Here is a 25,464-nt window from a genome sequence, read left to right on the forward strand (position 1 = left end):
TATAGAAGAAATGAAAATTTGTATCCATCCATATGGTTGGGGAGGTTACCAACCAAAAAGAATATAAGGTGATATGATGGAAAGATTCGTTTGGAAACCGGATATGTCTCTAGCGACGCCGCTGTATAAACAAATAGAAACGTATATAAAAGAAAGGATCGTTAATGGAGAATGGACCGTTGGAACGAAATTACCTTCACAAAGAGATTTGGCCCATACATTTGGTGTGAATCGAAGCACAATTGTAATGGCTTTCGATGAACTAGTTGCGAAGGGATATATTGAAGGGAATGGCAGGAAAGGAACAATTGTTGTAAATAATAATGAGAATGTTTCAACTTACGCACCCCCGCCTAATTGGCAGTCTTATGTAGAAACAGGACTTCATTATCCGAATCTCCCAGCTATTCAAGAGATTAATCAAGCTGAATTTTACCCACATGTAATTCGGTTAGGAACAGGTGAGCTCGCGCCGAGTCTCTTACCTGAGAAAAAGATGAAAGAAATTATGAATAACCTTTTAAAGTCAAATGTGACGCTTGGGTATGAAGAGCCGAAAGGAAATCTTTATTTAAGGGAAAAGATTTCCGAATACTTAAAGGAGCATGGCGTATATGTATCTCCTGACTCTATATTAATTGTTTCAGGAGCAATTCAAGCGCTGCAACTTATTTCTATGGGGCTTCTTTCGAAAGGGGCATCAATCTTATTAGAGAAACCATCCTATTTATATTCGCTTAATGTTTTTCAATCAGCAGGAGTACGTTTAATTGGAATCCCAATGGATGAAAGCGGGTTACATACATCATATATTAAGAAATATAAGAAGCAATTTAATGCCTCTATTTTATATACAATCCCGTCTTTTCATAATCCAACGAACTTTAGTATGAATGCGAAGAAACGAATAGAAGTGATGGAAATATGTAATGAAATTGGATTACCTATTATAGAGGACGCAGTGTATCAAGACTTATGGTTTGATGCACCTAGTTCGAAACCTTTAAAAGCCTATGATAAAAATGGAATCGTACTACATATTGGAAGCATGTCCAAAGTAATTAGTCCAGGTTTAAGAATTGGATGGATTGTTGGACCCGAGCCAGTAATTCAAAGATTGTCAGACATAAAGATGCAAACAGATTATGGTTCAAGCACTATATCCCAGCAAATTGCAGCAGAGTGGTTTACAAATGGTCTATATGATGAGCATTTGCGATTTGTAAGAAGTGAATTGAAAAAACGAAGAGATTTTATGTTACTAATGTTAGATAAATATCTTCGTGAAATAGCAACTTGGCATGAACCAACAGGCGGGTTTTATATATGGGTACATATAAAAGTACCCATTTCATATCGCAGTTTATTTGATAAAGCTCTGCAAGAAAAGGTTTTATTAAACCCAGGTACTTTATATGATAGAAGTGCAAATCAATTTTTGCGCCTATCGTATTCATACGCAACGTTAGAAGAAATTGAAATAGGTATAAAAAAACTTGCACAACTAATGAAAAAGTAAGAGGAGAAAGTAATGAAACAATATGTAATTTGCCAAATGATCAATGGAGAAAAATATTTAGCTGCTTATGCGGAGACGAAGCAAGAGGCGATTGAAAAAGCAGAACTGTTAGGATTAAGAACGGGAAATCGTTACATAGTTATAACTGCAGAAGAAGCCGAAGGCTTAACGTATCCTTAAACAATGTATGAGATTATATAGGAAGTAAATAAGTCTAGTAATATAAGAATTTACTAGGCTTATTTACTATTAAGTTGTTAAACGTTCTCGTATTTATACGCAAAGTAATAATATTATGAGTCAAGTTGACGAAAAAATCGATTTGTCTTTCGGTCTTGATTTCCTTTTCTATACTCATCAATATATTGCCTAAAGTTCCAAGCTTGTAAAAATTTATTAGCAGAGTTATAACCAGAATTGTAAAGCCAGTCTTTTTCTTCCTTCGTCAGTTCAAAATTAGTACTTGTAATCGTTCCTGTTGGAATTGTAATCGTTCTTGCTTTTGATTCCTTATCTAAATGACGTAAATCATGAGCTTGCATCATTGTTTTAAATAGTCCTTTGAACATAGAAATAGGCTCGTTATAGTGAGCAGGGTCAGCTTGAATCTCATCTTTTACAAAATGAAATCCGAAAGTCGGCCAGCGAGGAGCGGTAGGTGAATCGAAGATCCAAATTGGATAATTACTTAGAATTCCTCCGTCAACCATATAACAAGGCTGCTTCCATTTTGGAGTTCTCCATTTTACGGGTTCAAAGAAGAAGGGGATTGTACTACTCATTCTTACCGCTTTAGCGATAGAGAAGCGATAATTTAAAAATCCATAGTTTGGTAAGTCGTCAGGAAAGACAACCATTTTACCATTACTAATATCAGAAGCGATGATTTTGAGTTTGTTTAGATCAGGTAAATCAGTAAATAAATGAACACCTTTTTTTCGAAGTAATTCTTCAATCCATTCTTCTATAAATACATTAGAGTATATACCTAGAGTAGTCCATGCACTTAGTCCTTTTCCGATAAAGGGGATTTTGTCAATAAAGGTTTTCTTCGTAAATTTGTTATAATCGATATCAGTTATAATGGTTTTTAGCTCTGAACAAGAATATCCTGCAGCTAAAAGTGCCGCGATAATTGCACCAGCTGATGTTCCAGCTACACGTTCCCATTCATAACCTTTTTCGGCTAACGCGCAAATTGCCCCAACATGCGCAATACCGCGCACACCGCCTCCTTCAAAAACACCATCAATCTTCATTAAACATACTTCCTTTCAAATGAAAGATTTGGAAATGGCAAAAAAGCACGTATTGTACGTGCTTTTTTACAATGGTTTTTAAGTTTACTAGCAGCCTACAAAGCCGCCCCAACAGCTAGCTCCGATGATGATTAGAAGGATGAATAAAACGATTAATAAAGCGAAACCTCCGTAACCACAACCACCACAGCTACCGCCGTAACCGTAACCGCCGCAACTATATCCGTAACCCATGTGGAATTCCTCCTTATATTAAAAATAAAAATGAACGAGGGGAAAATGTACTGGAAGAACTAAAGAACTATCGTGTTTGTAGGAACAATGTATAGTATGCTTTTTTAAACTTGTTCGCGTACGAAGGATAAGCCCGTTTTTTGGAGGCTTGTTGATTTTGTAAAGAATGAAGTATAATCTTTGTACTATGATATAAATAAGTATGTAAATGTAAGGAGAATTTATGAATAAAAAAATTGAAGTATTAATTGATAAATATGAACTAACACACTTGAAAGAGGAACTTATTAATACTGTATTTCCTTGTATAAAAGTTGTGCCAAAGCAGCAGGAAACTGTTGCGATAGGTAGTTCGAAAATGGGAGGAGTTCCTGATTTACCAGCTTTATTTGAATATCCAAAGCATAAAGGAAATCCACTACAATTTATCGCACAATTTAACTTAAGTGATTTACAAAACGTTGGTATGGATCACAATCTTCCTAAGACGGGGATGCTGTATTTCTTTTGCATTGAAAATTATTTTGAAGAAAATGTGAAGCTAACAGAGGCTGGGCGTGTACTTTATTATGATGTTCCTGTAGAGCAATTACGAAGAGGAAATGAAGTACAAGCGAAATATAACCAGTGTGCAATTACTTTTGAACTGACATACAAATTACCAGAACTTTTCATTGAAGATGAGGCTGATTCAGATCGTTTCTTGCAATTACTTGAAGAGCTAATTCCGGATAACTACGATAACCATCAAATGTTTGGCGAGCCATTCTCTGTACAAGAAGAAGTGTTATATGAGACGGGAGAATATATGGGAGTAGACCCGCAGCAAATGACTCTTTTATTCCAAATTGATTCAGATCATAAAAATTGTAATATGGTTTGGGGAGAACTAGGGATGCTATATTTCTGTATTAGTAATGAAGATTTGAAAAATCAACGTTTTGAAAATACATGCTGCGTATTACAAACATGCTAATGAAAAAAGGTTGTTCTTTTAAAAAGAACAACCTTTTTATGTGAATTAGTTAATATGCATAATCTCATATGACCTATACGAAAAAGTATTGTATACTCTGAAACTATACGATACTTTTTCGTATAGTTATAGAATATAAGGAGTGACAAGATGGGAAAGACAAGTAAGTATGTGACAGCTGCCGCACTTTGTTCAACTATAGTAATGGGAGGCTTACAAGCGTCATCTGTATCTTATGCAGCTACAAATCCGACTACAGTGACAGCACAATCAGATGTAAAGTTATTAGATGATTTCAGAAAAGAATTAAAAAAACAGATTGATAATCGAGAAGAAAATATTACAATCACATATAAAACAAAAGATAGAAATGCTAGAAATATTATGGATCAATTGTATGGTGAGTTTAATAAAATTGTAGATGCTGATGAGTATGTAAAATATAATGTAGCGTCTACTAGATATTCCATTAAAGGAATGCCAGGGGACTATACGTTTACACTGCAAGTAAAATACCGTGAATCAAAAGAACAAACTCAATATGTAAAAGCTCAGGCGAAATCAATTGTTGGATCAATTGTAAAACTAGGGATGGATGAGCATGAGAAAGTAAAAGCTATTCACGATTACGTTGTTAAGCATGTGTCTTATGATACGTCTTATCAAGCGTATACAGCATATGAAGCATTAGCGAATCGTTCTGCCGTTTGCCAAGGATATACATTATTGACGTATGAGTTGTTAAAAGAGGCAGGTATTCAAAATCATATTGTAACAGGCACAGGAAACGGACAAGCTCACGCGTGGAATTTAGTGAACATTGAAAACAAATGGTATCACCTAGATACTACATTTGATGATCCAGTACCAGATAAAGCAGGGCGTGCAACTTACTCATATTTTAATATGTCTGACGAACAGTTAAGTAAAGATCATGAATGGGATCGTAGCAAATATCCAGCGGCAACTACAAGTTATTTTGGTGAATTAACAAATAAAATAAAAGCTGGTAGCTCAAAAACTGTCGTATATGAGCAGATGTTAAAAGAAACAAATTTACAATACTTATCTGCAGAATACGGAGCAGAAAATTATAATGAATTTAAGCAAAAGTTGCAGCAAAAGTTTGCAGCCAAGCCAGAAAAAGTAGAAGTGCGATATAAGCAGTCCATGGATGGAACGATGCAAGATATAAAGAAAGTATTAAATGAAATAAATTGGCCAAAAGGTGCAAAGCGTGTGTCTTATCAAGTAGCGCCTTACAGTGCATTGGCGGGTTATTCATTAGCGACAATTACATTTACGTATTAAGCAATGGGAAAAAGCATCTGTAAAAGGTGCTTTTTTTATTAATTGATTGCTTTTGAATATTAAGAATTGTGTGATAGAATAAATGAATAAGGATGTGAATGCTGAATGAACTTGTTCGAAAGTAATATTTTTACATTGATATATACTTGTTTAGTAATCGGACTTATCGTTTTGTTTTTCATATCATTTACTTTGTTTATTAGAAGAGTATTACAAAGCAGTGCTGCAAAGAAACACCACGTGATTGATATGAACCAGAAGCTAGATCGAATCATTGAATTGCTTGAAAAAGATAAGAAATAGCGATAGAAGAGGTATGAAAAGGGGAAAGAGAATGGCCAATTATATAAAAGAATTACGTGAAAAAGTAGGACATGATTATGTTTTCTTAAACTTTGCCGGTGGTTGTGTATTTAATAAAGAAGGAGAAGTATTACTGCAAAAAAGAGGAGACTTTAACGCTTGGGGATTTCCAGGTGGTGCAATGGAGATAGGAGAATCAGCTGCGGAAACTGCAATCCGAGAAATAAAAGAAGAAACCGGGTATGATGTAGAAATAAATGAGCTTATTGGAGTGTATACAAAATATTTTCAATCATACCCAAATGGAGACAAGGCCCAGTCAATTGTGATGTTCTTTTCATTCTCAATAGTTGGAGGTGACAAAAAAGTAGATGGTGATGAAACGTTGGATTTGAAGTTTTTCCCGTTAGACGACATGCCACCGTTATTTTGTAAACAACATGAAGATTGCCTGCAAGATTTATTGGAGAAAAGAGTAGGGGTATATCGTTAACATATAAAAAAGAAGCTAAATGAAGATTAGCTTCTTTTTTATGTTTAATTTATTTCCACCAATCATCAAACATTGACGCTGGTACTTGTCTTTTATGCTCACTCACTGTGTAACGTTTTTCAATTTTCTCTGCAACGTCAGCTGGAACTGCTTTACCTTCTAAATAATCATCTAATTGATCATAAGTAATACCTAACTCTGTTTCATCAGCTTGACCTGGTTTTTCATCTAATAAATCAGCTGTTGGCATTTTTAAGTACAGTCGCTCGTCTGCGCCTAACTCTTGTAATAATGCACGTCCTTGGCGCTTCGTTAATCCCGTTAATGGTAATAAATCTGCACCACCATCTCCGAATTTTGTAAAGAACCCTGTTACAGCTTCTGCAGCGTGATCTGTTCCGATAACAAGTAGCCCTTTTTGTCCACCAATTGCATATTGAGTAACCATACGGATACGTGCTTTCACGTTACCTTTATTGAAATCTGTTAATGATTCACCCAATAAGTTTTCATATTGATTTGAAAAAGCATCAACAGTTGAAGCAATATCAAATGCAACAGATTGATCTGCTTGAATGAATTGTAATGCTAATTGTGCATCATCTTCATCTTTTTGTACTTTATAAGGAAGACGCACGGCGATAAACGTTGCATTACCACCTTCGTTACGAATTTCTTCAACTGCAAGTTGTGCTAAGCGTCCTGCTAATGTAGAGTCTTGTCCGCCGCTAATACCAAGTACAAATCCTTTTGCACCTGTTTTTTTTACATAATCCTTTAAGAAATCAACTCGTTTACGAATTTCAACTTTTGGATCAATTACAGGCTGAACATGTAATGCTTTCATAATCTGTTCTTGTAATGTCATTATGTTTCCTCCTATTCATATTAAAGCGGTAATTAAGTTTATATGTATAATGGTACATACTTCTATCCTTTATTATTTCGCAAAATTAACGAATATACAATAGGATGTGTGTATGAATATGAATGTAGTCATTATAAATAAAGTACTACGTATAAGCAATTTTTTTAAACCTTTCAAAAATGTAAGGTTTTTGTCATTTGAATCGATGGAAGGTATTTCCGCACTTTACTAATATAAAAACATAGATAGTAGAAGGGCGGAGAAGTAATATGAACATTAGAGAACTAGCATATCGGAATGTAACCCGAAATAGACGGACATACTCAGCCTATTTTTTGAGTAGTGCATTTGCAATTATGGCCTTTTTTGTGTATTCATTTTTTGCGTTTCATCCGGCATTAAGTGCAGGAGAATTAGGTCAGTACGTATTCGTAAGTATGTCTTTTGCACAGTCTATTATTTACTTATTTACATTCTTCTTTATTTTATATTCGATGGGAATGTTTTTAAAAACGAGAAAGCGTGAACTAGGAATTTTAATGATGTTAGGTATGACGAAATATCAATTAAAGCGTCTAATCTTTTTTGAAAATATTATGATTGGAATAGGGGCAATTATTTTTGGTATTCTTTCAGGTATGTTATTTTCAGGGGTATTACTATTTGTCGCTCCGATGATATTGAAACTAGATATCTCCTTATCCTATTACATACCGATGAAAGCAATTGTTGTAACGAGTATTATGTTTTTTATTTTATTTATGATCATATCATTGTTTAGTGCAGGAATGATTCGTAAAAATAAGATTATGAAGTTGTTTAGAGGATCGGCAGAGGCGAAACCTGAACCGAAAGCATCAATCATTTCTTCCATATTAGCAGTAGTATTGCTTAGTGCTGGCTATGTAGGAGCTCTTCTATCACATGGAGCAATGGTATTTATTATGATGATTCCTGTTACAACGGTAGTTATTATTGGGACGTATTTGTTGTACAAGCAGCTGAGTGTCTTTATTATTCGATTATGTAAAAAAAGTAAACGTTTCTATTGGACACAGACTAATATTATTACGTTATCAGATTTAGCGTATCGCATGAGAGATAACGCAAGAATGTTCTTTATTGTAACCATTATTTCTACTGTAGCATTTTCCGCAATAGGGACATTAGTTGGCTTCGCATCCATGACGAAAGGGATAATGGAGAGACCGATTTCGTTTCATTACCATTCTAAGCAAGGGAATAGTAACGAATCACAGCATATACAAATGATTGACAAAGGATTAAAGAAACATAGTATAGCAGCTTCAAAAACTAATATTTCGACAAAGAAAACGGAGGAACAGTCGTTAAGAAGCGCCATTTTTATAAAAGAATCAGACTATAAGAAATATGCAAAGTTAACAGGAGAACCATTTAATACTGTAGCAAATAAAGAAGTTGTATTTTTGTCAGCTAATATACCAGGGCCAACGATGAAAGAAAGAAAAGAAATTACTTTACCTAATATGAATGAAAATTTAAAAGTGAAAAAAGTTACTTCATCTTCATTGGGGAAAATATTAAGAGGAAATGTTTATGTAATCTCTAATAATCAATATGATTCATTACAAGATGGGTTTATAGAGACAAAAGATTATATGTATAAAACTGAAAGAACGAAAGATGAGATTGAAATTGGTAAAGAGCTTACGCATCAAATTAAACCGTATCAAGAATATTCAACGTTTAGTGCGGAAGAGTACGAGCAAAACCAAAGTTTACAAATTGCAGGACCGATTTTATTTGTAGGTTTCTTTATTGGTATAGTATTTTTCGTTTGCGCAGGAAGTTTCCTTTACTTCCGTTTATTCTCCGATTTGGAGGATGATGTTCGTTTGTTCGAAATGATTCGTAAAGTTGGATTGACAAGTAGGGAATTATCGAAGGTAGTTACAATTCGATTGGCGCTTTTATTCTTCGTTCCAATTGGTGTTGCAACATTACATGGAGCAGTAGCTTTAACGGCGTTAGGGCAAATGTTTGAGTACTCATTGTTTAAAGAAAATACAGTTGTATTAAGTATTTTCATAGGTATTCAAGTTGTATACTTCTTACTTATAAGATCCCGTTATGTAAAACAATTGAAAGAGAGATTACGTATGCATTAAATGTGTTTTTTTAACTCGAGTACAAAATTTTCTAAAAAGAGGCAAGTATTGTCAAAAAGTGATAAAATGGAAAAAGCGAGGTGAAAAAATTAATAGAGAGTAAGGGGGGAGAAATATGAAAGCAACAGGAGTTATTCGAAAAGTAGACGAATTAGGACGAATTGTTATCCCTAAAGAATTACGCGATGTATTGGGAATACAAATCAAATCACCGCTTGAAATTTTTGTAGAAGCAGATAAAATCATTTTACAAAAATATCAACCTTACAATGCTTGCCAAATCACAGGTGATGTTTCAGGGCAGAATATTACATTAGCAAATGGAAATATTACAGTTGGCATAGAGGGAGCGGAATATTTAGTAAAAGAAATAGAAAAGTTTTTAAACAAGAGTGAGGTTTAGTCTTAATTTATATTATTTTTCAAATTACATATCATTCTTTTAAAAAGACTGTGAGAGGACCATTAATTGGTCCTCTTATTTTGGTTAGTAGTTGAACGACTCGGGTTGTTACTTCCTACAAATCATAGGGAAAATAAAGAAGTATTATAGAGGTAGTAAATGATGTTGAGAAATATTTGAAAAGAAGGAAAACAAAAAGAATAAAACGAATGTTACATTTACACGTATTCAAAAGTGGTCTGAAATGAAAATAATACATTTTCAGGAGGGATTACGATGAGTAGTACAGTGAATAAACAAAAAGGTATACAATTGATTCCGTTTACCGTAAATAAGGTGGTAGAACAAGTAAATGAAATTCCACCAGGTGTACAACTGATTCACGCTCCGCAAGTATGGGAAAAGAGTGTGAAGGGGCAAGATGTAGTCGTTGCCGTATTAGATACAGGGTGTGATACTAATCATATAGATTTAAAAGATCGTATTATCGGCGGAAGAAATTTCACAAAAGATTATGAAGCTGATCCAAATGTGTATCTTGATAATAACGGACATGGTACTCATGTTGCGGGAACGATTGCCGCGACTGAAAATGGTGTCGGTGTATTAGGAGTTGCACCACTTGCTAAAATGTTAGTATTAAAAGTTTTAGCGGGAGATGGTTCTGGAAGTTATGAGCAAATTATTGAGGCGATTCATTATGCTGTAAATTGGAGAGGGCCGAATCAAGAGAAAGTGAGAATTATTTCAATGTCACTTGGTGGTCCGCAAGATGTTCCAGAATTACATGAAGCAATTCAAAATGCGGTAAAGCAGGATGTTCTCGTTGTATGTGCTGCTGGAAATAATGGAGATTGCGATGATGAAACAGAGGAACTAGACTTTCCGGGTGCGTACTCCGAGGTAATTGAAGTTGGTGCCGTTAATTTAGAGAGGAAGATTGCATGTTTTAGTAATTCAAATCAAGAAATTGATCTAGTAGCGCCAGGTGATGAAATATTATCTACGTATCCAGAAGGAAAATATGCTGTGCTAAGTGGAACTTCCATGGCGACGCCGCATGTTGCTGGAGCGCTCGCCTTGCTCATTAAACAGTGTGAGAAAGAATACGGTCGAAAGTTATCGGAGCCGGAAATATATGCACAACTCATTAAAAGAACTGTACCTTTAGGGTACGAACGTACATCTGAAGGGAATGGATTAATAGATTTATTAAAAGAATAGCCATAAAAAAAAACATCTCATATGAATATGAGATGTTTTTTTTTATGGCTCTGTCGCATGTAATACTTCCCTATTTAAAGAGTCTTATTGTTGTTGAATACTTTTTCTTTGTTTTATTTTTTGTGACAGGAATTTTGTTTGTATTAATGATGAGGCACTTACAAAACATGTCTAGTGTAGCAAGAGGAACAGGAGCCGTGCTTGCAAATGCTTCTATGTACATTGGTCAAATGATTGATGCGGCAATAGCTGGAATGTTATTTGCAACATCTCACAATTTTATACTTATAGGTAGTTTTACTGCGTTACTATATATAGGAGCTTTATTTTTGTTTAGAAAAAGTGAAAAACTTACTGAAAATAGTGAAACAGGAATTGCATCATAAAGCTTGTATAAATATTTCACAAATCAGAATTAATAAGAGTGTGAATACATGAATGTGCTTTTAATTAAAGTGGTTACTAAAAGTATAGAGATAGTAGAAGAAATGTATTGTAACAAAGTTATGAGGAATCAAAAAATAAAAATCCCTATAAAGATAGGGATTTGTATATCGGCATATAGTTCCTTGGAAAAGGATATACTTAGTTTAGCATATCGGACTACTTATATTTGTGAAATAGATGTGAAAGTAATGTGAAAAGTATTGTAATAAAAAGCACTGTTTTAGCTAATGTAGCTAAAACAGTGCTTTTCTCTTTGATTGAACAGTTGCAGCATTTTCATCATGTATACCTGCATCTTTTATAATTCGTTGTTTTGCTTTATTTAATAGATGGTTTACTGCTTCGCCAAAATAGTTAGCTTCGCTTTTTGTGCGGGCTTCTCGTAAACATTTATAGTTTTCTAGCAGTTCCTCTTTTTCGGAGTTTGTTAAGAAATCTTCTATTTTCTTTTTTGTCATACGAAACACCCTTTCTCCTGACAAACGACGCAATAGAAAATATTTATTTCTCATTATAACAATAATTTTAAAAGAAAGTATACACTAACGTCGCAATAATTTGTCAATTTCTTGAATCTTCTCATCAGCTTTCCCAATTTGCGTATTTTTAGCCTGTTCGCCACCAAGAGCTTGATGTAGTAAAAAAGTTTGACCGGAAATAGCAGTTACAATGGATACTTTTATAATTTCTTTTATTGCGGTGACATCGAATAAAACGAGCCCAAGAAGTGCGGCTAGGCTACCAGTAAAAATATCAGTTAAAAATCCAAAATGAAAAAATGTTTTCAAACGGCGTGGAAGCAATAACTTACCTTGGTTATTGATTAGATGGGAAACGAAGCCGGTAATGCCACCAACGAGAACAGCGGTTAGCCATTGATACATTTCCATCGAATCCACTCCTTTTAGTGAATAAGATTCGATTATTTTATATTGATTCCTTTTAATATTTCATATAAGCATATTGAGAAAGTTTGTTTGGGTATATTTTGTATTCAAATTAATTATAACAGAAAATTTAGATAGATTTCAGTCTATTATATGAATCATTTTTACAATAATATGAATGCAGAAAGGGGTGCGTGATATGAATATAGATTATCGAATAAGAAGTGTAGATGGTTATACAAAAAAATAGGGGAATTAGTAAGCCTGCTTGAGCATACGAGAGCTGTAACATTAGGCGAAGTGAAAAATTTATCAGTTGAGCAATTAGATTTAATTATGCAAAGCAGCGGAAATTCAATTGGCGCCTTATTAAAGCATATAGCAGCTATTGAAAAAGTTCATCAGCTTATTTCATTTCAAGATCGTGACTTTACAAAAGAAGAATTAGAAATATAGGAAGATGCACTGTATTTAGGGGAAGCGGGTAGAGCAATCCGTGGTCATGAAATAAAGTATTATGTACAACTTCTACAAAGTGTTCGAGAAGAATCTCTGAAGTATTTAAGTGAACAAGGTGATGAGTGGCTCATGTCAGAAAGAAAGTGGCCTAACGGTGTAGCATATAACCAGCACTATCTATGGTTTCATGTGCTAGAAGATGAAATTAGTCATCGAGGACAAATTAGAATGCTCAAAAACAAGTTATTTGAAAATTACGTAAAATATTGTAGCTTTTTATAGGAGAATTCCATATAATGAGAATAATCAAAATAAGAACGGGGTGATGTATTATGGCGAAAATAACTTATATGAATAATCAACCAAATACAAAGGTGGATGGAAAGGGCGATATTATATAAGGTAATTCGCAATCCTTCCACTTAGTACAAACTAGGGAGGATATTTATTTGAATCAAAATATTTTAGAATCTTTCGGCTGGGATTCATTTTTTGAAGAACAAGTTACAGAGAAAAATTATGAAGTAGGTCGTATTTTACTTGAGCATAAGCATATATATCGCATTATTTGTAATGATGGTGAATATATGGCAGAACTGTCTGGGAAGTTTCGGCATGAAGCGATTACGAAAGGCGATTATCCAGCAGTTGGTGATTGGGTGTATATAAAGAAAATAGAAGATGAAAAGAAAGCGATTATTCATCGTATTTTCCAGCGAAGAAGCTCTTTCTCAAGACAAGAGGCTGGAACAAGAACAGAAGAACAGATTATAGCAGCAAATGTAGATTATTTATTTTTAGTGAATGCACTTAATCATGATTTTAATGTTAGAAGGATGGAACGTTATTTATTATTAGCGTATGAAAGCGGCGCTATGCCAGTTATTGTTTTAACAAAGAGTAGTATATGTAATGATGTGGAAGAGAAAATTGTAGAAACGGAAGCTATAGCAATTGGTGTTCCTATTTTCGTTGTTGATAGTTTAGAGCATACAGGTATAGATTCGTTGAAACAATTCGTTTCTTCAGGGAAAACAATTGCTTTAGTTGGATCATCAGGGGTAGGAAAGTCAACTTTGTTAAATGCTCTAATAGGAATTGATGTAGCAAAAACGGGAGATATACGTGAAGAGGATAGTAGGGGGAGGCATACGACAACGCATCGAGAATTATTCCAATTGCCTAGTGGCGCTCTCGTGATTGATACGCCTGGCATGAGGGAATTGCAACTTTGGGAAGGCAGCGAAGCGATTCAAACAGCATTCTCTGATATTGAAGAACTTGCGACAACATGTCGTTTCCGTGATTGTAAGCATGAGAATGAACCAGGATGCGCGGTGTATAGTGCAATTGAAAACGGACTTATTACGATAGATCGTTTGAAAAGCTATAAAAAATTACAAAGAGAACTGGCGTATTTTATGAGGAAACAAGATGCAATCCTTGCCAGAGCAGAGCGTGATAAATGGAAGAAAATTTCTAAACAACATAAAAAAATGTAAAAACCAAAGGGGCCCCTTTGGTTTTTTCTATTTGTAAATTTTATAATAATGTTATTCATATATATAGACAAAGAGAAATTAATTGTTTAAACTTTACAAAGTATTCACCATAATAGGTTATGAAAATAATAATTAAGGAATGGGAAATATTCATAATTAACTCAATTTAACTTTTAAATTTGAAAATTAGGAGGTTCATAATGGGTAAACTATTAAATTTGTTTCGTGATATGAAAGTAGCAAAAAAGCTATTAATTTCATTCTTTGTAATTTTAATTGCAGCCGTTTCTATAATCGGGGGCATGTCTTATCAAACTGCTAAAAAGAATTTTGAATCACAAATTACGAGTAGTGCTAACGATAATATAAAAATATTAGATAATTTAATCAATCAAATGATTGAAGCAAAATTTAACGATGTGAATAACTTTGCACGAGTAATTCAAGGGAATATGTATCAAGGGGATAATCAGGATGAGCTAAGAAAGACATTATCTCAGTATATCAATTTGAATATAGATGTTGAACAAGTGTATGTTGCCGGTAATGATAAGAAATTTGTACAGGAACCAAATATACAAATGGCAGCAGATTATGATCCAACAACACGACCTTGGTATAAAGATGCAGTGGCAAAACAAGGTGGTATTGTTGTTAGCGAGCCATATAAGGCAAAAGGAAATGGACATATTGTCGTAACGATTGCAAAACAAACAGAAGATAAAAATGGGGTTGTTGCGCTAGATTTAAGTTTAGACAATTTATTAAAAACAACAAAGTTAATCAATATTGGTAAAAAAGGATATGCCTTCATTTTAGATGGAAAGCAAAAAATCATTGCTCATCCACAAGAAAAATCAGGGGATAAAGCAGCTGATTCTTGGGCAAAGAAAATTTATGAAGATAATCATGGTGCTTTTACATATTCTTATGGTGGTAGTGAAAAGAATATGGTATTTGCTACAAACGTAAAAACAGGTTGGAAAATTGGTGGGACGATGTACGCAACTGAAGTAATTGAAGCTGCTCAACCTGTATTTTATAATATGTTAATTGTTATGCTTATTTCGTTAGTAGTAGGTGGAGTACTTATTTATTTTGTGACACTTTCAATTACGAAGCCTTTAAAGAGATTAGTTATCACTTCTAAAGAAATAAGTGAAGGAGATTTAACGCAAACAATTGAAATTCATTCTAATGATGAAATTGGTCAACTTGCGAAAGGTTTTAACGAGATGACAAATTCATTACGGACGTTAATTGGAAGGATTAACACTTCGGCAGGACATGTTGCAGCAGCATCAGAAGAACTAACTGCAAGTGTAAGACAAGCGAGTGAAGCAACTGAGCAAATTACAACAGCAATGGATGAAATATCAAGTGGGGCAACGACGCAAACAACAAGTGTAGAAAATGGTGCTATGTTACTGTTTGATGTAACGGAAGGAATTCAGCATGTAGCAAATAGTTCATCATCTATTAATATCGCTTCTGCTCATACTCGTGAAAAAGCAGAAGATGGTGGGAAACTAGTAGGAAGAACAGTAAACCAGATGCAGTCTATTGCAGAATCGGTTTCACAATCAGATGCTGTTATACAGTTATTAAATAATAAATCAAAACAAATTGGTGATATATTGGAAGTAATTCAAAACATTGCAGATCAAACAAATCTTCTAGCTTTAAATGCGGCAATTGAAGCGGCAAGAGCTGGTGAACATGGAAGAGGTTTTGCAATTGTTGCAGATGAAGTACGTAAATTGGCAGAGCAGTCTAGCATATCTTCCAGTGAAATTAGTAAATTAATAGGCGAAATACAAGACGATATGGGTAAGACAGTCAAATCAATGAATCATGTAAATGAAGAAGTTCAATCTGGACTTGTTATTGCAAATGAAACGAAGCAAAATTTTGCTGAAATTTTACAATCTACAAATGAAATAGCTAATCAAATTAAGACGATGGTTGAAACGGCTAATGGAATGTCAAAAGGGGCAAATGAAGTATCTATTTCAGTAGGACAAATTGCAATGACAGCACAAAATAATGCGACAAGCACACAAAATGTTGCGGCTTCAGCTGAAGAACAGCTAGCTTCGATGGAGGAAATTGGATCAGCGGCGGGTACGCTATCTCAAATGGCTGAAGAATTGCAAGTATTAATTGAGAGATTTAAAGTTTAATAGAGAACAGACTCCCCCTAGTAGCATTATGACACTAGAGGGTAGTCTGTTTTATTATGTAAAATCAAATGAAGATGTAAACTTCCTTTATGACGTTTAAAATGGTATTTTGCATAATATTTGTCGAAAAATAGAGGTGTTTGTTAGCTTTGTGTATAATTATTAACCTATAGAATACAAATAAAAGGAGAGTATTATGGGAGTGTATTGGGGGACAAAAAGACATTCTTGGCTTAGTTACGTCTCATTTTGGCTAAGTATTTCATTTTTTATTGTTTTTCTAATTGAAGTGTTTATATTAAAAACACTTTCGAATAGCTCGGTGCAAATTGTTAAATATTTTTATTTTATACTTGTACCAGTAAATATTTTTCTTAGTTTAAAGTTACTATTTAAGAAGAATGAAAAGAAAGCGTTACCTATTTTTAGTTTCATTGTCTCATTATTATTTGCAATTTTAATAATCGTATTAGTTTTAGCAGCTATAGGGAAGTTCTTTTAAGGGGAGTGGTATAAGTCACTCTCCTTTTTTATTTGTGATAGTCTTACTATATGTAAAAGTGTGAATGCTGTGAGCTAATAAAAGCGGAGAGTAGACAATATTTGCATGGATTAAAGTCTGTCGTTATTTGAACTTGTAAGAGTGTATGGAGTAATGAGGTAATATACATAATAATGGAGATAGAATTAGTTATTTTATAAGTGTGTATGAAGCAAATGAATACGGTAAGAACGGTGATATATGGTACAATAGCTATGGATAGTGATAGAGATAAAGGGTATATAAAATACTCATCGTTTTTTAGTAAGAGAGGGGTTATCTTATGCTATACGAGGATTTGGAGACATTATTTCAAACAGCTCCGAAAGAAGATAGAGGCGGATGGAAATATATAATCCAAGAACAAAATGATACATTTAAAATTGGTGATGAAATACTGAAAAATCAAATGAGTGTCGAATTGTATTTTAATGAATACGATGAGGTGAAAATCACTTTATATAAAGATGGAATTCCCATTACGACTATGCAAAAAATTACGATTTCAAAAGTTGAATTAGACGAAGATGAAGAAGGTATTCAATTTGTTTTAGAACGCATGCCTAGTCGAATGATTCGGTTGCAGTTAAAGCCGTATTTAGCATTAGAAATGGGACCGTACTGGGAAGTATGTGATGATTGTGAATGAACATAAAAAAGCATCCAATAACATGGATGCTTTTTTATGTTTTTTGAAGTTGTTTAAACGCAATGATTGGAAGTATAACAATACTTACCCATCCGATGATAGGATATAGAATGTGAAGTAAGTCACTGTAACCGATGTAACTAAAGCAATAACTAATTAGTAAAATGAAGAAAATAATATTGTGATTTTTCCACCCAGTAATAGATTGCATCTGTTTTGTCATTCCGAACACATTACCAACTAAAGTTGTGAAAACTTCACCGAAAATAATGAGAACGAAGAAGAAGTGAAAAGTTGCATTAAATCTTCTTATGACTTCAGCCATTGGGATATTATATTGATAAAATTGATCGACTGATAAGATTGCTAAATGGCTGCATAATAAAATTAAAGAAAGTCCAGCACCACCTAAAATCCCACCCCAAAAAATGGCTTTTCGATCCTTTACTTCACTGGCTAATGGGACGAGAACACTTTGGGCGAGAGAAAGGTTTAAGGCGACATATGTAATAGGGCTAGTAATCCATTTCATATTCCAGCTCTCTGCAGGAATAGTGTTATTAATAGGAGGTGTACCGTGAAAAAAGGTTGTAATAGCAAGTCCGATAATAAAAATCATCATAATAGGTACGACAAGTGTATTTACTTCAAAAACACCTTGTAACCCGCGGCTACTTATAATGAGACAAGCGATAACTGTAATGAGAATACCGAGTTGTCTTGGTAAGCGAAGTTGCTCTTCAAATACTGCACCGGCCCCTGATAACATAACGCTCGTTACGCCGAATAAAACGAGTAATAATAATGTGTTTACAACATTCCCAAATACATCCCCAAATAAATATTTGTTAAATTCTTGCGCTGAAAATGCCCCGATTTGTGATGAAAGTAACATCATCTTTGTGCCAAGCCAAATAAAAAAAAATCCACTTACACATATGCCAATTGTCCCGTATAATCCATTCACTGTGAAAAATTCAACAATTTCTCGTCCAGTAGCAAATCCAGCTCCAACGACAGTTCCGATATAAGTAGCAGCTACTTTCTTTGCTACTTGCCATTGTTGATTGTCCATGTTATCCCTCTTTCTACTATGATGAGCTTGATGTACTATTATGCATATGTATGAGCTTGGACAATTAGACGTATGAAGTGGTTGAAAAAATACATGAATTAAATGATATTAGGGAAGCATTAAAGGTGTTAAAACTTTGTTACATATAAGCCAATTGTTCGAAAGGAAAGGGAATGTATGGTAAAATGTAATTAAGTTATTAAAAGATAAACATTACAAAATGATAAGAGGAGTGATTGTATGAGTACGAAAACAAATGTTGTTGAAGTATTAAACAAGCAGGTAGCAAACTGGAATGTGTTATATGTTAAATTACATAATTATCACTGGTATGTGACAGGGCCACACTTCTTTACATTACATGAGAAATTTGAAGAGTTTTATAATGAGGCTGGAACGTATATTGATGAGTTAGCAGAACGTATTTTAGCTTTAGAAGGTAAACCATTAGCGACAATGAAAGAATATCTCGCAACATCTAGTGTCAGCGAAGGGACAAGCAAAGAATCTGCAGAAGAAATGGTACAAACATTAGTGAATGATTATTCTGCACTTATTCAAGAATTAAAAGAAGGTATGGAAGTTGCGGGTGAAGCTGGCGATGAAACATCAGCTGACATGCTGTTAGCAATTCATACAACATTAGAACAGCATGTATGGATGCTAAGTGCATTCTTAAAATAACGATAAATATATAGAAACCCATTGAAAAATTATTTCAATGGGTTTTTTTATGATTTTTCAGTTTTCTTTTATGCTATAATATAGTAAAAAGGAGGCGATGCGATGTTTCGCTTTTTCAGAACTGGAAAAGAAGAGCGGGAAATTACGAAAGATGAATTAGAACAAGCGATGGCTCAGTTTTTAGAAACGAATGCTAATATCGTTTATACAGTATTAGTAAATGATGATTATACAGTAAATTATGATTTGTTAAAACCATATTTACCTGCATTTCCAACAAATGTTTTTCTCATAACGAAGGAAACGCTTGAGGTATTTGAACATACAGCAGAAAATTTAAATCTAGTGAAAGAAATTGATGTCGTACAAAAAGCAGTAGATCAATACGTAACAGAAAAAGAAATGTTCCCAATTGTTGAAGGTAGCGAAGATCGCCTCATATGCGGAATGAAACTAGGACCTTACTTAAATCGTAGCTTAAAAAGAGACTTATATATTTCAGAAAAACATTATTTAGTTTCAAGTAAACCAGATAGAAAAAAACAAAAGAGCGGGTAGATGTAATGAAAACAACAATACATATATTGTTGTCTTTTTTTGTTTATTAAAATATTGATTTTTCAGTCTATTGTTATTTATACTAAATGTATTGGACAGGGAAGAGCAACTATTAAGCATCATTCTGAGAATAAGGTATTGTTAGCGTGGGTTATACAAAGTGGTATAAAGATTCGCAAACAAATATTATAAAAGGTTTCGGGGGAATTGGTACATGAAAAATAGTATGACTTACATTCAATTATTAAATGAAACGTTACGTTGTTATGCAAATAAAGGAAGTTTTGAAGCGTACAATTATATAATGGAAAACGCTACAGGTGTAATAGGGAATGAGGCGCAAATATATAATTTTAAGTATGCACTCGCAAGTGCATCGGGACTTGAAAAAGAAGCATTACATTTAATGAGAGAGGCCATTATAGAAAAGGGATTCTGGTATGGAAATGAGTATTTAATTTCCGACGAAGATTTAAAATCACTACATAAATTTGAAGAATTTCATACAATGGTGCAATTATGTAAAGAAAGAGAAGAATTAGCACATAAAAAGGAAAGACCAGATGTGAAATATATATACAGTAAGAAAGAGGGAAATCTACTACTTACATTGCATGGTAACCAAGAAAATATACAAATAGTAGAACCATATTGGAAATCTGTTTTGATACAAGATTATATGTTAGCTTTACCACAGTCTTCACAAATTGAGTTTTCAGATGGATTTGTTTGGGAGGATATAGAGAGAGGGAAAGAGGAATTAAAAGAGCATTACAATAAGTTTATAGAAAATCATACAGTAGAAAGTGTAATCATTGGTGGTTTTTCTGCAGGGGCGAGAGTAGCTTTATATACGATTTTACAACAAGATATAAATGTAGATGGTTTTGTTTTTATGGCACCATGGCTTCCCGAGATTGAAGAGTGGGATGAGTTGCTAAGAGTGCTGAAGGATAAACATATAAAAGGATATATAGTATGCGGGGATCAAGATGAAGATTGTTTCGAATCCACGCAGCAATTTGTACAACTATTAAGAGAGAAAAATATAGAACATAAGTATAAAGTTGTGCCTGACTTAGATCATGATTATCCTATTAACTTTGAAGAGCTATTAAAAGAAGCTATTGAATATATAGGAAATGAAAACAATAAGTAGTAAGAAAAAGAGATGCATCACATGTGATGCATCTCTTTTTAGAATTATAAATTAAAAGCATTTGCTAGTAAGCGATAAGAATTTAATTTATGTTCAAATTGATGAGTAATCGTGACAATCATAAATTCGTCAGTATTGTATGCTTTGCTTAAGTTTATTATTTTTTCTTTTACAGAAGACGGATCACCAACAATCATACGTTGACGATTTTCTTTTATACGGAATAAATCATAAGCGCTGTATGAATAATTTTGAGCAGTTTCAATAGAAGGAGTACCAGTAGTTCGTTTTCCTTGCTCTAATAATAAGATTGATAAATCTAAACTAGAAGAAATTTTTTCCGCTTCTTCATTTGTTTCTCCGCATATAACAAAGATGGCAACGATTGAATTAGGCTTATCTCCTAAAAATGAAGGCTCATATTGTTCTTGGTAAGCCCTCATAACTTCAGGGCCTCCGAAGCCGTTAATAAATTGTGCAAATGCGAAAGAAGCTCCGTTGTTTGCAGCAATTTTAGCACTCTCTCCGCTAGAACCGAGCATCCACATTTCAGGAGACGTTGGGATAACTGGAGTGGCTTTTAAGTTTGCATAGTGATGGTTTTCTGGTACTTGATCATGTAAGTACATTGCAACGTCTGCAATTTGTTCTGGGTATTGATCAAGTGAGACCATTTTCCCTTCTTGAAGTGCGCGAGTTGCTATTGGCATACCACCAGGCGCTCTACCAACACCGAGATCGATGCGGTTCGGATACAATGCTTCTAGAACACGAAAATTCTCAGCAACTTTATATGGGCTATAATGCGGTAACATAACACCACCTGAACCGACTCTAATACGGTCCGTTTTTGCGGCAATATGAGAAATAAGTATTTCTGGACTTGAACCAGCTAAGCTTACGGAATTATGATGTTCGGATACCCAAAAACGTGTGAATCCGAGTTTTTCAACTTCTTGTGCAAGCGTAACTGTATGTGAAAAAGCTTGGGCTGCTGTGCTACCATCTGAAATAGGTGATTGGTCTAATACACTTAACTTGATCATAGAATATACCTCTCAATCTTAATGTACATCCTATTATATATTTACTTATGAAAAATGCGTAGTGAAATGCTCAAAATGAAAAGCGGATAATCTTATTTCCGCTTTTAACGAGAAAATCCGCGTTCATAATGATTCATTTCGACTAGATTTAAAATATATTCATAGTTGTCAATTTCACGCTTTAGTTGTTCACGTTCTTTTTCAGATAGTGTCATATTGCTAAGTTTTTTACATAAGTTTTGTTTCTTTAATTCTAAATGTTTTTTTGTAGCATCGTAGTCATAAGTATGTTTCATTTTTAACCACTCCTTCTTTGTAGTTGCTATATTATACGAAGTATAAAGAAAAGTGAGATCTGTCTCTTATGTACTTTTAGTGAATATTCAAATTGCAATGGTGTTATGTTTATGGGGATTTATGAATAAAATGCACTAAACCACTAACGTCCATTTGATGAAGTAAGGGGTGGAATTGTGCAGAAAGATATAATGTATAATACTGAAATGGATGAAGCGTTAAAAGTTATAGATAAAGGATTGAAGAAGACGATAAGCCCAAAACAAATTATTGTAGTGGGAGCTGGTATGGCTGGGTTAGTTTCAGCTTCTTTATTAAAGGGTGCAGGACATGATGTGAAAATTTTTGAAGCAAATAACCGGGTAGGTGGTCGTATAGAAACAGTTAGAATGGAAGATACCGGATTATATTTAGATGTTGGAGCAATGAGGATTCCTTATTCACATACATTAACGATGGCATATATAAGAAAATTTAGGCTACAGGTGAGACCTTTTATTAATAGGAATGAGACGGATATTATATACGTAAATGGACGGAAAACGACGTTAAAACAATATGAAAAAGATCCAAGTATTCTAAGATATCCTGTGGAAATGAATGAAGTTGGAAAAACGTCAGAGGAATTATTATTGTTAGCGGTACAGCCCATTATAAATTTTATAAAAAAGAACCCAGAAAAAAATTGGGATATTGTTGTAAAGGATTTTGGGAGATACTCTACTGGACAATTTTTAAAGTATCATCCTTATCAATATAATACTTACTTTTCGCCAGTAACAATTGAGATGATTGGTGTTCTATTAGATTTAGAAGGTTTTTTGGAACGGTCGTTTGTAGAGACTTTACGCTTTCTATACATTATGCAAGAGGAGAGCGGATTTTGTGAAATTGTGGGCGGGAATGATAGATTGCCAAAGTCATTTTTACCGCAATTAGAAGAGAATATTATATATAATCAAAAATTAATGAAGTTACATCAACACGATAATGGTGTGACAGCTTTCTATCGGAACGAGGAAACTTTTGAATATAGTAGTATTACAGGAGATTTAGTTATTGTTACCATTCCGTTTTCGACAATGCGTTTTGTAGAAGTAGATCCGTTTGATTCTATATCTCATGAAAAATGGAAAGCAATTCGTGAATTACATTATATGCCTGCGACGAAAATAGGAATTCAATTTAAAAGCCGATTTTGGGAAGAACAAGGACAATTAGGTGGCAGAATTATAACAGATTTGCCAATTCGTTATGCCTATTATCCAAGTTATGGAATTGGGGAGAAAGGACCGGCTATGATGTTAGGTAGCTATACATGGTCTTATGACGCGTTGTTATGGGATGGTTTATCAAAAGGGGATCGTATTTATTACGCATTACACAACTTAGCAACAATATTAGGTGGTCAAGTGTATGATGAGTTCATATCTGGAATTTCAAAAAGCTGGACATTGGATCCGTATGCGCTTGGAGGATTTGCACTTTTTCAAGCAGGTCAAGAAACTGAGCTGCAACCAGCGATTGTCAAACCAGAGGGGAGAATATTCTTCGCTGGAGATCATACAACGCTATATCACGGATGGATTCAAGGTGCGATTGAATCTGGAATTCGTGTAGCGGTGGAAGTGAATGAGTAAAAGGTTTTCAATTCAGAAAATTCTTTACTATATAACTTCAGATGGATATTATTATATATAAAAGAAATATAGGGAGTGTTTACAGTGAATCCGTTATTATTCGATTTTCCTTCTGAATTTTATACTGACAGGCTTTTTATTCGAATGCCGAAACCAGGAGATGGTAAAGTTGTATATGATGCAATTCAGGCTTCAATACAAGAACTAAAACCTTGGATGGTGTTTGCACAGAAAGAGCAAACAGAGGAAGAAGTAGAAGTGAGCATTAGAAAATCGCATATTCAATTTTTGCAACGTGAGGATTTAAGATTACTAGTATTTTCGAAAGAAACAGGTGAGTTTATTGCATCAGCTGGATTACATCGTATTAATTGGGATATACCTCAATTTGAAATTGGATATTGGATTGATACAAGGTTTAGCGGAAAAGGCTATATGGTAGAGGCTGCGAAAGGTATAACGGATTACGCTTTTTCTGAATTAAAAGCAAATCGTGTAGAAATTCGTTGTGATTCTTTAAATAAGAAGAGTAGAGCGATACCTGAGAAATTAGGTTTTAAGTTAGAAGGTACGTTAGAAAGTGCGAGTGTTGCGGTAGATGGAAACGGATTAAGGGATATGTGTGTATTTGCTATGACTAGAAATACATATGAAAAAGAAGAGCTGTAAGAAAACAGCTCTTCTTTTTATGCATTATGGTACAGGATGTCCATTAGAGCTTTCGAAAATTGTAAACCATTGTTGACGGTCTAAGTTAACTTTTGTAGCAAGAGCGGCAGTTTTTACGCGATCTAATTTACCAGAGCCAACGATTGGCATCATATTAGCTGGATGAGCAAGTAACCAAGCATACATAACCGTATCTATACTAGAAACACCTAGCTCAGTAGCAACTTTTTGCACAGTTTCACGTACGCGTACAGCACGTTCTGATTGACCAGTAAAAATCTCCCCACCAGCAAGAGGTGACCAAATCATTGGATTGATTCGTTTTTCTTGGCATAAGTCAATTGTTCCTTTTTCAAAATGCTCAAGCTGCAATGCAGAAACTTCAATTTGGTTCGTAATAAGCGGGAAATCTAAGTACGAACTTAACATATTAAATTGTGAAGGTAAGAAGTTAGATACACCGAAGTGACGAACTTTTCCTTCTTGTTTTAATTGTGAAAAGGCTTTTGCCACTTCATTTGGATCCATAAAAGGATCGGGACGATGAATAAGTAATACGTCAATATAATCTGTATGTAAATTTTTAAGTGATGCTTCTACACTTTGCATAATATGCTCTGTACTAGTATTGTAGTGAGCAACATATCGCTCTGGAAATTTCGGTGATGGGGGAGCGATTCCACACTTTGTAATAATTTGCATGTTTTCTCGTAAGGAAGGCTTTAATTGTAAAGCTTCGCCAAATAACCCTTCACACGTATATGCGCCGTAAATATCAGCGTGATCAAAAGTAGTAATTCCCATATCCATACAATCTTCAATGAAAGAAAGTAATTCTTGTTTCGTCATATTCCATTCTGCTAAACGCCAAAATCCTTGAATAATACGAGAAAATTCTAGCGTCTCAGCCATTTGAACTCGCTCCATT

General features: G+C 34.1%; 28 protein-coding genes and 2 pseudogenes. 21 read left to right on the plus strand and 9 right to left on the minus strand.

The features are described from left to right. Positions 1 to 76 precede the first annotated feature (76 nt). Both HMPREF2590_RS10195 and HMPREF2590_RS10200 read left to right on the plus strand, forming a co-directional pair. Entirely contained in the window at positions 77 to 1,519 is a 1,443-nt protein-coding gene (locus HMPREF2590_RS10195) for an aminotransferase-like domain-containing protein (RefSeq protein WP_000439399.1), read from the plus strand. A gap of 12 nt (positions 1,520 to 1,531) precedes the next feature. Beyond that, positions 1,532 to 1,699, plus strand: a complete 168-nt coding sequence (locus HMPREF2590_RS10200; protein WP_000816389.1) for a DUF3933 family protein — start codon at positions 1,532 to 1,534, stop codon at positions 1,697 to 1,699. 113 nt (positions 1,700 to 1,812) lie between these two features. On the opposite strand, the gene HMPREF2590_RS10205 is transcribed toward HMPREF2590_RS10200, so the two are convergent. Together HMPREF2590_RS10205 and HMPREF2590_RS10210 are read right to left on the minus strand one after the other, a co-directional pair. Beyond that, positions 1,813 to 2,778 (minus strand): patatin-like phospholipase family protein, encoded by a 966-nt coding sequence (locus HMPREF2590_RS10205; RefSeq protein WP_000686789.1) that lies wholly within the window; start codon positions 2,776 to 2,778, stop codon positions 1,813 to 1,815. Between the two features lie 87 nt (positions 2,779 to 2,865). Further along, complete coding sequence (locus tag HMPREF2590_RS10210) at positions 2,866 to 3,012, minus strand: YjcZ family sporulation protein (RefSeq protein ID WP_000540425.1); 147 nt, start codon at positions 3,010 to 3,012, stop codon at positions 2,866 to 2,868. Positions 3,013 to 3,235: 223 nt separating this feature from the next. On the opposite strand from HMPREF2590_RS10210, the gene HMPREF2590_RS10215 reads away from it, so the two are divergent. The 4 genes from HMPREF2590_RS10215 to HMPREF2590_RS10230 all read left to right on the plus strand — a co-directional run bounded on the left by HMPREF2590_RS10215 (position 3,236) and on the right by HMPREF2590_RS10230 (position 6,095). After that, positions 3,236 to 3,988 (plus strand): YwqG family protein, encoded by a 753-nt coding sequence (locus tag HMPREF2590_RS10215; protein WP_001034836.1) that lies wholly within the window; start codon positions 3,236 to 3,238, stop codon positions 3,986 to 3,988. Between the two features lie 150 nt (positions 3,989 to 4,138). Further along, entirely contained in the window at positions 4,139 to 5,299 is a 1,161-nt protein-coding gene (locus HMPREF2590_RS10220) for a transglutaminase domain-containing protein (protein ID WP_000520854.1), read from the plus strand. A gap of 105 nt (positions 5,300 to 5,404) precedes the next feature. Beyond that, positions 5,405 to 5,602, plus strand: coding sequence for a DUF4083 domain-containing protein (locus tag HMPREF2590_RS10225; RefSeq protein WP_001048101.1), 198 nt, complete (start codon positions 5,405 to 5,407; stop codon positions 5,600 to 5,602). A gap of 31 nt (positions 5,603 to 5,633) precedes the next feature. After that, a complete protein-coding gene (locus HMPREF2590_RS10230) occupies positions 5,634 to 6,095 on the plus strand; it encodes an NUDIX hydrolase (protein ID WP_000024999.1) in 462 nt (153 codons plus the stop codon). 49 nt (positions 6,096 to 6,144) lie between these two features. On the opposite strand, the gene nadE is transcribed toward HMPREF2590_RS10230, so the two are convergent. Further along, positions 6,145 to 6,963, minus strand: a complete 819-nt coding sequence (gene nadE / locus HMPREF2590_RS10235; RefSeq protein ID WP_000174901.1) for an ammonia-dependent NAD(+) synthetase — start codon at positions 6,961 to 6,963, stop codon at positions 6,145 to 6,147. A 269-nt stretch (positions 6,964 to 7,232) separates the two neighbouring features. Here nadE and HMPREF2590_RS10240 point away from each other — a divergent pair, with 269 nt between their 5' ends. The 5 genes and pseudogenes from HMPREF2590_RS10240 (at position 7,233) to HMPREF2590_RS31065 (ending at position 11,381) form a co-directional block, all read left to right on the plus strand. Further along, complete coding sequence (locus HMPREF2590_RS10240; RefSeq protein ID WP_001026001.1) at positions 7,233 to 9,113, plus strand: FtsX-like permease family protein; 1,881 nt, start codon at positions 7,233 to 7,235, stop codon at positions 9,111 to 9,113. Positions 9,114 to 9,228: 115 nt separating this feature from the next. Next, positions 9,229 to 9,516 (plus strand): AbrB/MazE/SpoVT family DNA-binding domain-containing protein, encoded by a 288-nt coding sequence (locus tag HMPREF2590_RS10245; RefSeq protein WP_000648325.1) that lies wholly within the window; start codon positions 9,229 to 9,231, stop codon positions 9,514 to 9,516. A 276-nt stretch (positions 9,517 to 9,792) separates the two neighbouring features. Then, on the plus strand, positions 9,793 to 10,740 hold the full coding sequence (locus tag HMPREF2590_RS10250; RefSeq protein ID WP_000099756.1) for a serine protease: 948 nt from the start codon (positions 9,793 to 9,795) through the stop codon (positions 10,738 to 10,740). Positions 10,741 to 10,796: 56 nt separating this feature from the next. After that, positions 10,797 to 11,126, plus strand: a pseudogene (locus HMPREF2590_RS10255) (MFS transporter permease); the annotation flags it as partial. A 48-nt stretch (positions 11,127 to 11,174) separates the two neighbouring features. Next, complete coding sequence (locus HMPREF2590_RS31065) at positions 11,175 to 11,381, plus strand: hypothetical protein (protein ID WP_001101740.1); 207 nt, start codon at positions 11,175 to 11,177, stop codon at positions 11,379 to 11,381. A gap of 39 nt (positions 11,382 to 11,420) precedes the next feature. On the opposite strand, the gene HMPREF2590_RS10265 is transcribed toward HMPREF2590_RS31065, so the two are convergent. Both HMPREF2590_RS10265 and HMPREF2590_RS10270 read right to left on the minus strand, forming a co-directional pair. Next, on the minus strand, positions 11,421 to 11,645 hold the full coding sequence (locus tag HMPREF2590_RS10265; protein WP_000162602.1) for a hypothetical protein: 225 nt from the start codon (positions 11,643 to 11,645) through the stop codon (positions 11,421 to 11,423). An 84-nt stretch (positions 11,646 to 11,729) separates the two neighbouring features. After that, on the minus strand, positions 11,730 to 12,077 hold the full coding sequence (locus tag HMPREF2590_RS10270; protein ID WP_000426317.1) for a DUF4257 domain-containing protein: 348 nt from the start codon (positions 12,075 to 12,077) through the stop codon (positions 11,730 to 11,732). Positions 12,078 to 12,273: 196 nt separating this feature from the next. Between HMPREF2590_RS10270 and HMPREF2590_RS10275 the strand changes: the two are divergent. The 5 genes and pseudogenes from HMPREF2590_RS10275 (at position 12,274) to HMPREF2590_RS10300 (ending at position 17,408) form a co-directional block, all read left to right on the plus strand. Continuing rightward, positions 12,274 to 12,815, plus strand: a pseudogene (locus HMPREF2590_RS10275) (DinB family protein). A gap of 167 nt (positions 12,816 to 12,982) precedes the next feature. After that, positions 12,983 to 14,035, plus strand: a complete 1,053-nt coding sequence (rsgA, locus tag HMPREF2590_RS10280; protein WP_001073075.1) for a ribosome small subunit-dependent GTPase A — start codon at positions 12,983 to 12,985, stop codon at positions 14,033 to 14,035. 200 nt (positions 14,036 to 14,235) lie between these two features. Further along, a complete protein-coding gene (locus HMPREF2590_RS10285; protein ID WP_000517294.1) occupies positions 14,236 to 16,218 on the plus strand; it encodes a methyl-accepting chemotaxis protein in 1,983 nt (660 codons plus the stop codon). A 196-nt stretch (positions 16,219 to 16,414) separates the two neighbouring features. Beyond that, positions 16,415 to 16,720: a hypothetical protein gene (locus HMPREF2590_RS10295; protein WP_000539571.1), complete on the plus strand. Its 306-nt coding sequence runs from the start codon at positions 16,415 to 16,417 to the stop codon at positions 16,718 to 16,720. Positions 16,721 to 17,042: 322 nt separating this feature from the next. Further along, the gene (locus tag HMPREF2590_RS10300; protein ID WP_000965059.1) at positions 17,043 to 17,408 is read left to right on the plus strand and encodes a DUF3979 family protein; all 366 of its coding nucleotides are present in this window, start codon (positions 17,043 to 17,045) and stop codon (positions 17,406 to 17,408) included. Between the two features lie 34 nt (positions 17,409 to 17,442). Here the strand turns inward: HMPREF2590_RS10300 and HMPREF2590_RS10305 are convergent, their stop codons facing one another. Continuing rightward, the gene (locus HMPREF2590_RS10305) at positions 17,443 to 18,483 is read right to left on the minus strand and encodes a YkvI family membrane protein (protein ID WP_000370203.1); all 1,041 of its coding nucleotides are present in this window, start codon (positions 18,481 to 18,483) and stop codon (positions 17,443 to 17,445) included. Between the two features lie 240 nt (positions 18,484 to 18,723). Between HMPREF2590_RS10305 and HMPREF2590_RS10310 the strand changes: the two genes are divergently transcribed. The 3 genes from HMPREF2590_RS10310 to HMPREF2590_RS10320 all read left to right on the plus strand — a co-directional run bounded on the left by HMPREF2590_RS10310 (position 18,724) and on the right by HMPREF2590_RS10320 (position 20,884). After that, on the plus strand, positions 18,724 to 19,167 hold the full coding sequence (locus HMPREF2590_RS10310; RefSeq protein ID WP_000105199.1) for a Dps family protein: 444 nt from the start codon (positions 18,724 to 18,726) through the stop codon (positions 19,165 to 19,167). 102 nt (positions 19,168 to 19,269) lie between these two features. Beyond that, positions 19,270 to 19,725, plus strand: coding sequence for a DUF3939 domain-containing protein (locus HMPREF2590_RS10315; RefSeq protein ID WP_000488206.1), 456 nt, complete (start codon positions 19,270 to 19,272; stop codon positions 19,723 to 19,725). Positions 19,726 to 19,939: 214 nt separating this feature from the next. Then, the gene (locus HMPREF2590_RS10320) at positions 19,940 to 20,884 is read left to right on the plus strand and encodes an alpha/beta hydrolase (protein ID WP_000798319.1); all 945 of its coding nucleotides are present in this window, start codon (positions 19,940 to 19,942) and stop codon (positions 20,882 to 20,884) included. A gap of 44 nt (positions 20,885 to 20,928) precedes the next feature. Here HMPREF2590_RS10320 and HMPREF2590_RS10325 read toward each other — a convergent pair whose 3' ends face one another. Then, positions 20,929 to 21,930 carry an LLM class flavin-dependent oxidoreductase gene (locus tag HMPREF2590_RS10325; protein WP_000594043.1) on the minus strand — a complete coding sequence of 334 codons (1,002 nt, stop codon included), beginning with the start codon at positions 21,928 to 21,930 and terminating at the stop codon, positions 20,929 to 20,931. A 104-nt stretch (positions 21,931 to 22,034) separates the two neighbouring features. Continuing rightward, positions 22,035 to 22,226 carry a DUF3896 family protein gene (locus HMPREF2590_RS10330; protein WP_000683359.1) on the minus strand — a complete coding sequence of 64 codons (192 nt, stop codon included), beginning with the start codon at positions 22,224 to 22,226 and terminating at the stop codon, positions 22,035 to 22,037. A 177-nt stretch (positions 22,227 to 22,403) separates the two neighbouring features. Here HMPREF2590_RS10330 and HMPREF2590_RS10335 point away from each other — a divergent pair, with 177 nt between their 5' ends. Both HMPREF2590_RS10335 and HMPREF2590_RS10340 read left to right on the plus strand, forming a co-directional pair. After that, on the plus strand, positions 22,404 to 23,867 hold the full coding sequence (locus HMPREF2590_RS10335) for a flavin monoamine oxidase family protein (RefSeq protein ID WP_001168125.1): 1,464 nt from the start codon (positions 22,404 to 22,406) through the stop codon (positions 23,865 to 23,867). A gap of 84 nt (positions 23,868 to 23,951) precedes the next feature. Beyond that, on the plus strand, positions 23,952 to 24,536 hold the full coding sequence (locus tag HMPREF2590_RS10340) for a GNAT family N-acetyltransferase (RefSeq protein ID WP_001068743.1): 585 nt from the start codon (positions 23,952 to 23,954) through the stop codon (positions 24,534 to 24,536). A gap of 24 nt (positions 24,537 to 24,560) precedes the next feature. On the opposite strand, the gene HMPREF2590_RS10345 is transcribed toward HMPREF2590_RS10340, so the two are convergent. Beyond that, positions 24,561 to 25,463 (minus strand): aldo/keto reductase, encoded by a 903-nt coding sequence (locus tag HMPREF2590_RS10345; RefSeq protein ID WP_000442785.1) that lies wholly within the window; start codon positions 25,461 to 25,463, stop codon positions 24,561 to 24,563. Between the last annotated feature and the right edge of the window lies 1 nt (position 25,464).

Origin of the sequence: Bacillus sp. HMSC036E02 (genome assembly GCF_001836235.1) — a bacterium.
Classification (GTDB): Bacteria; Bacillota; Bacilli; order Bacillales; family Bacillaceae_G; genus Bacillus_A; species Bacillus_A cereus.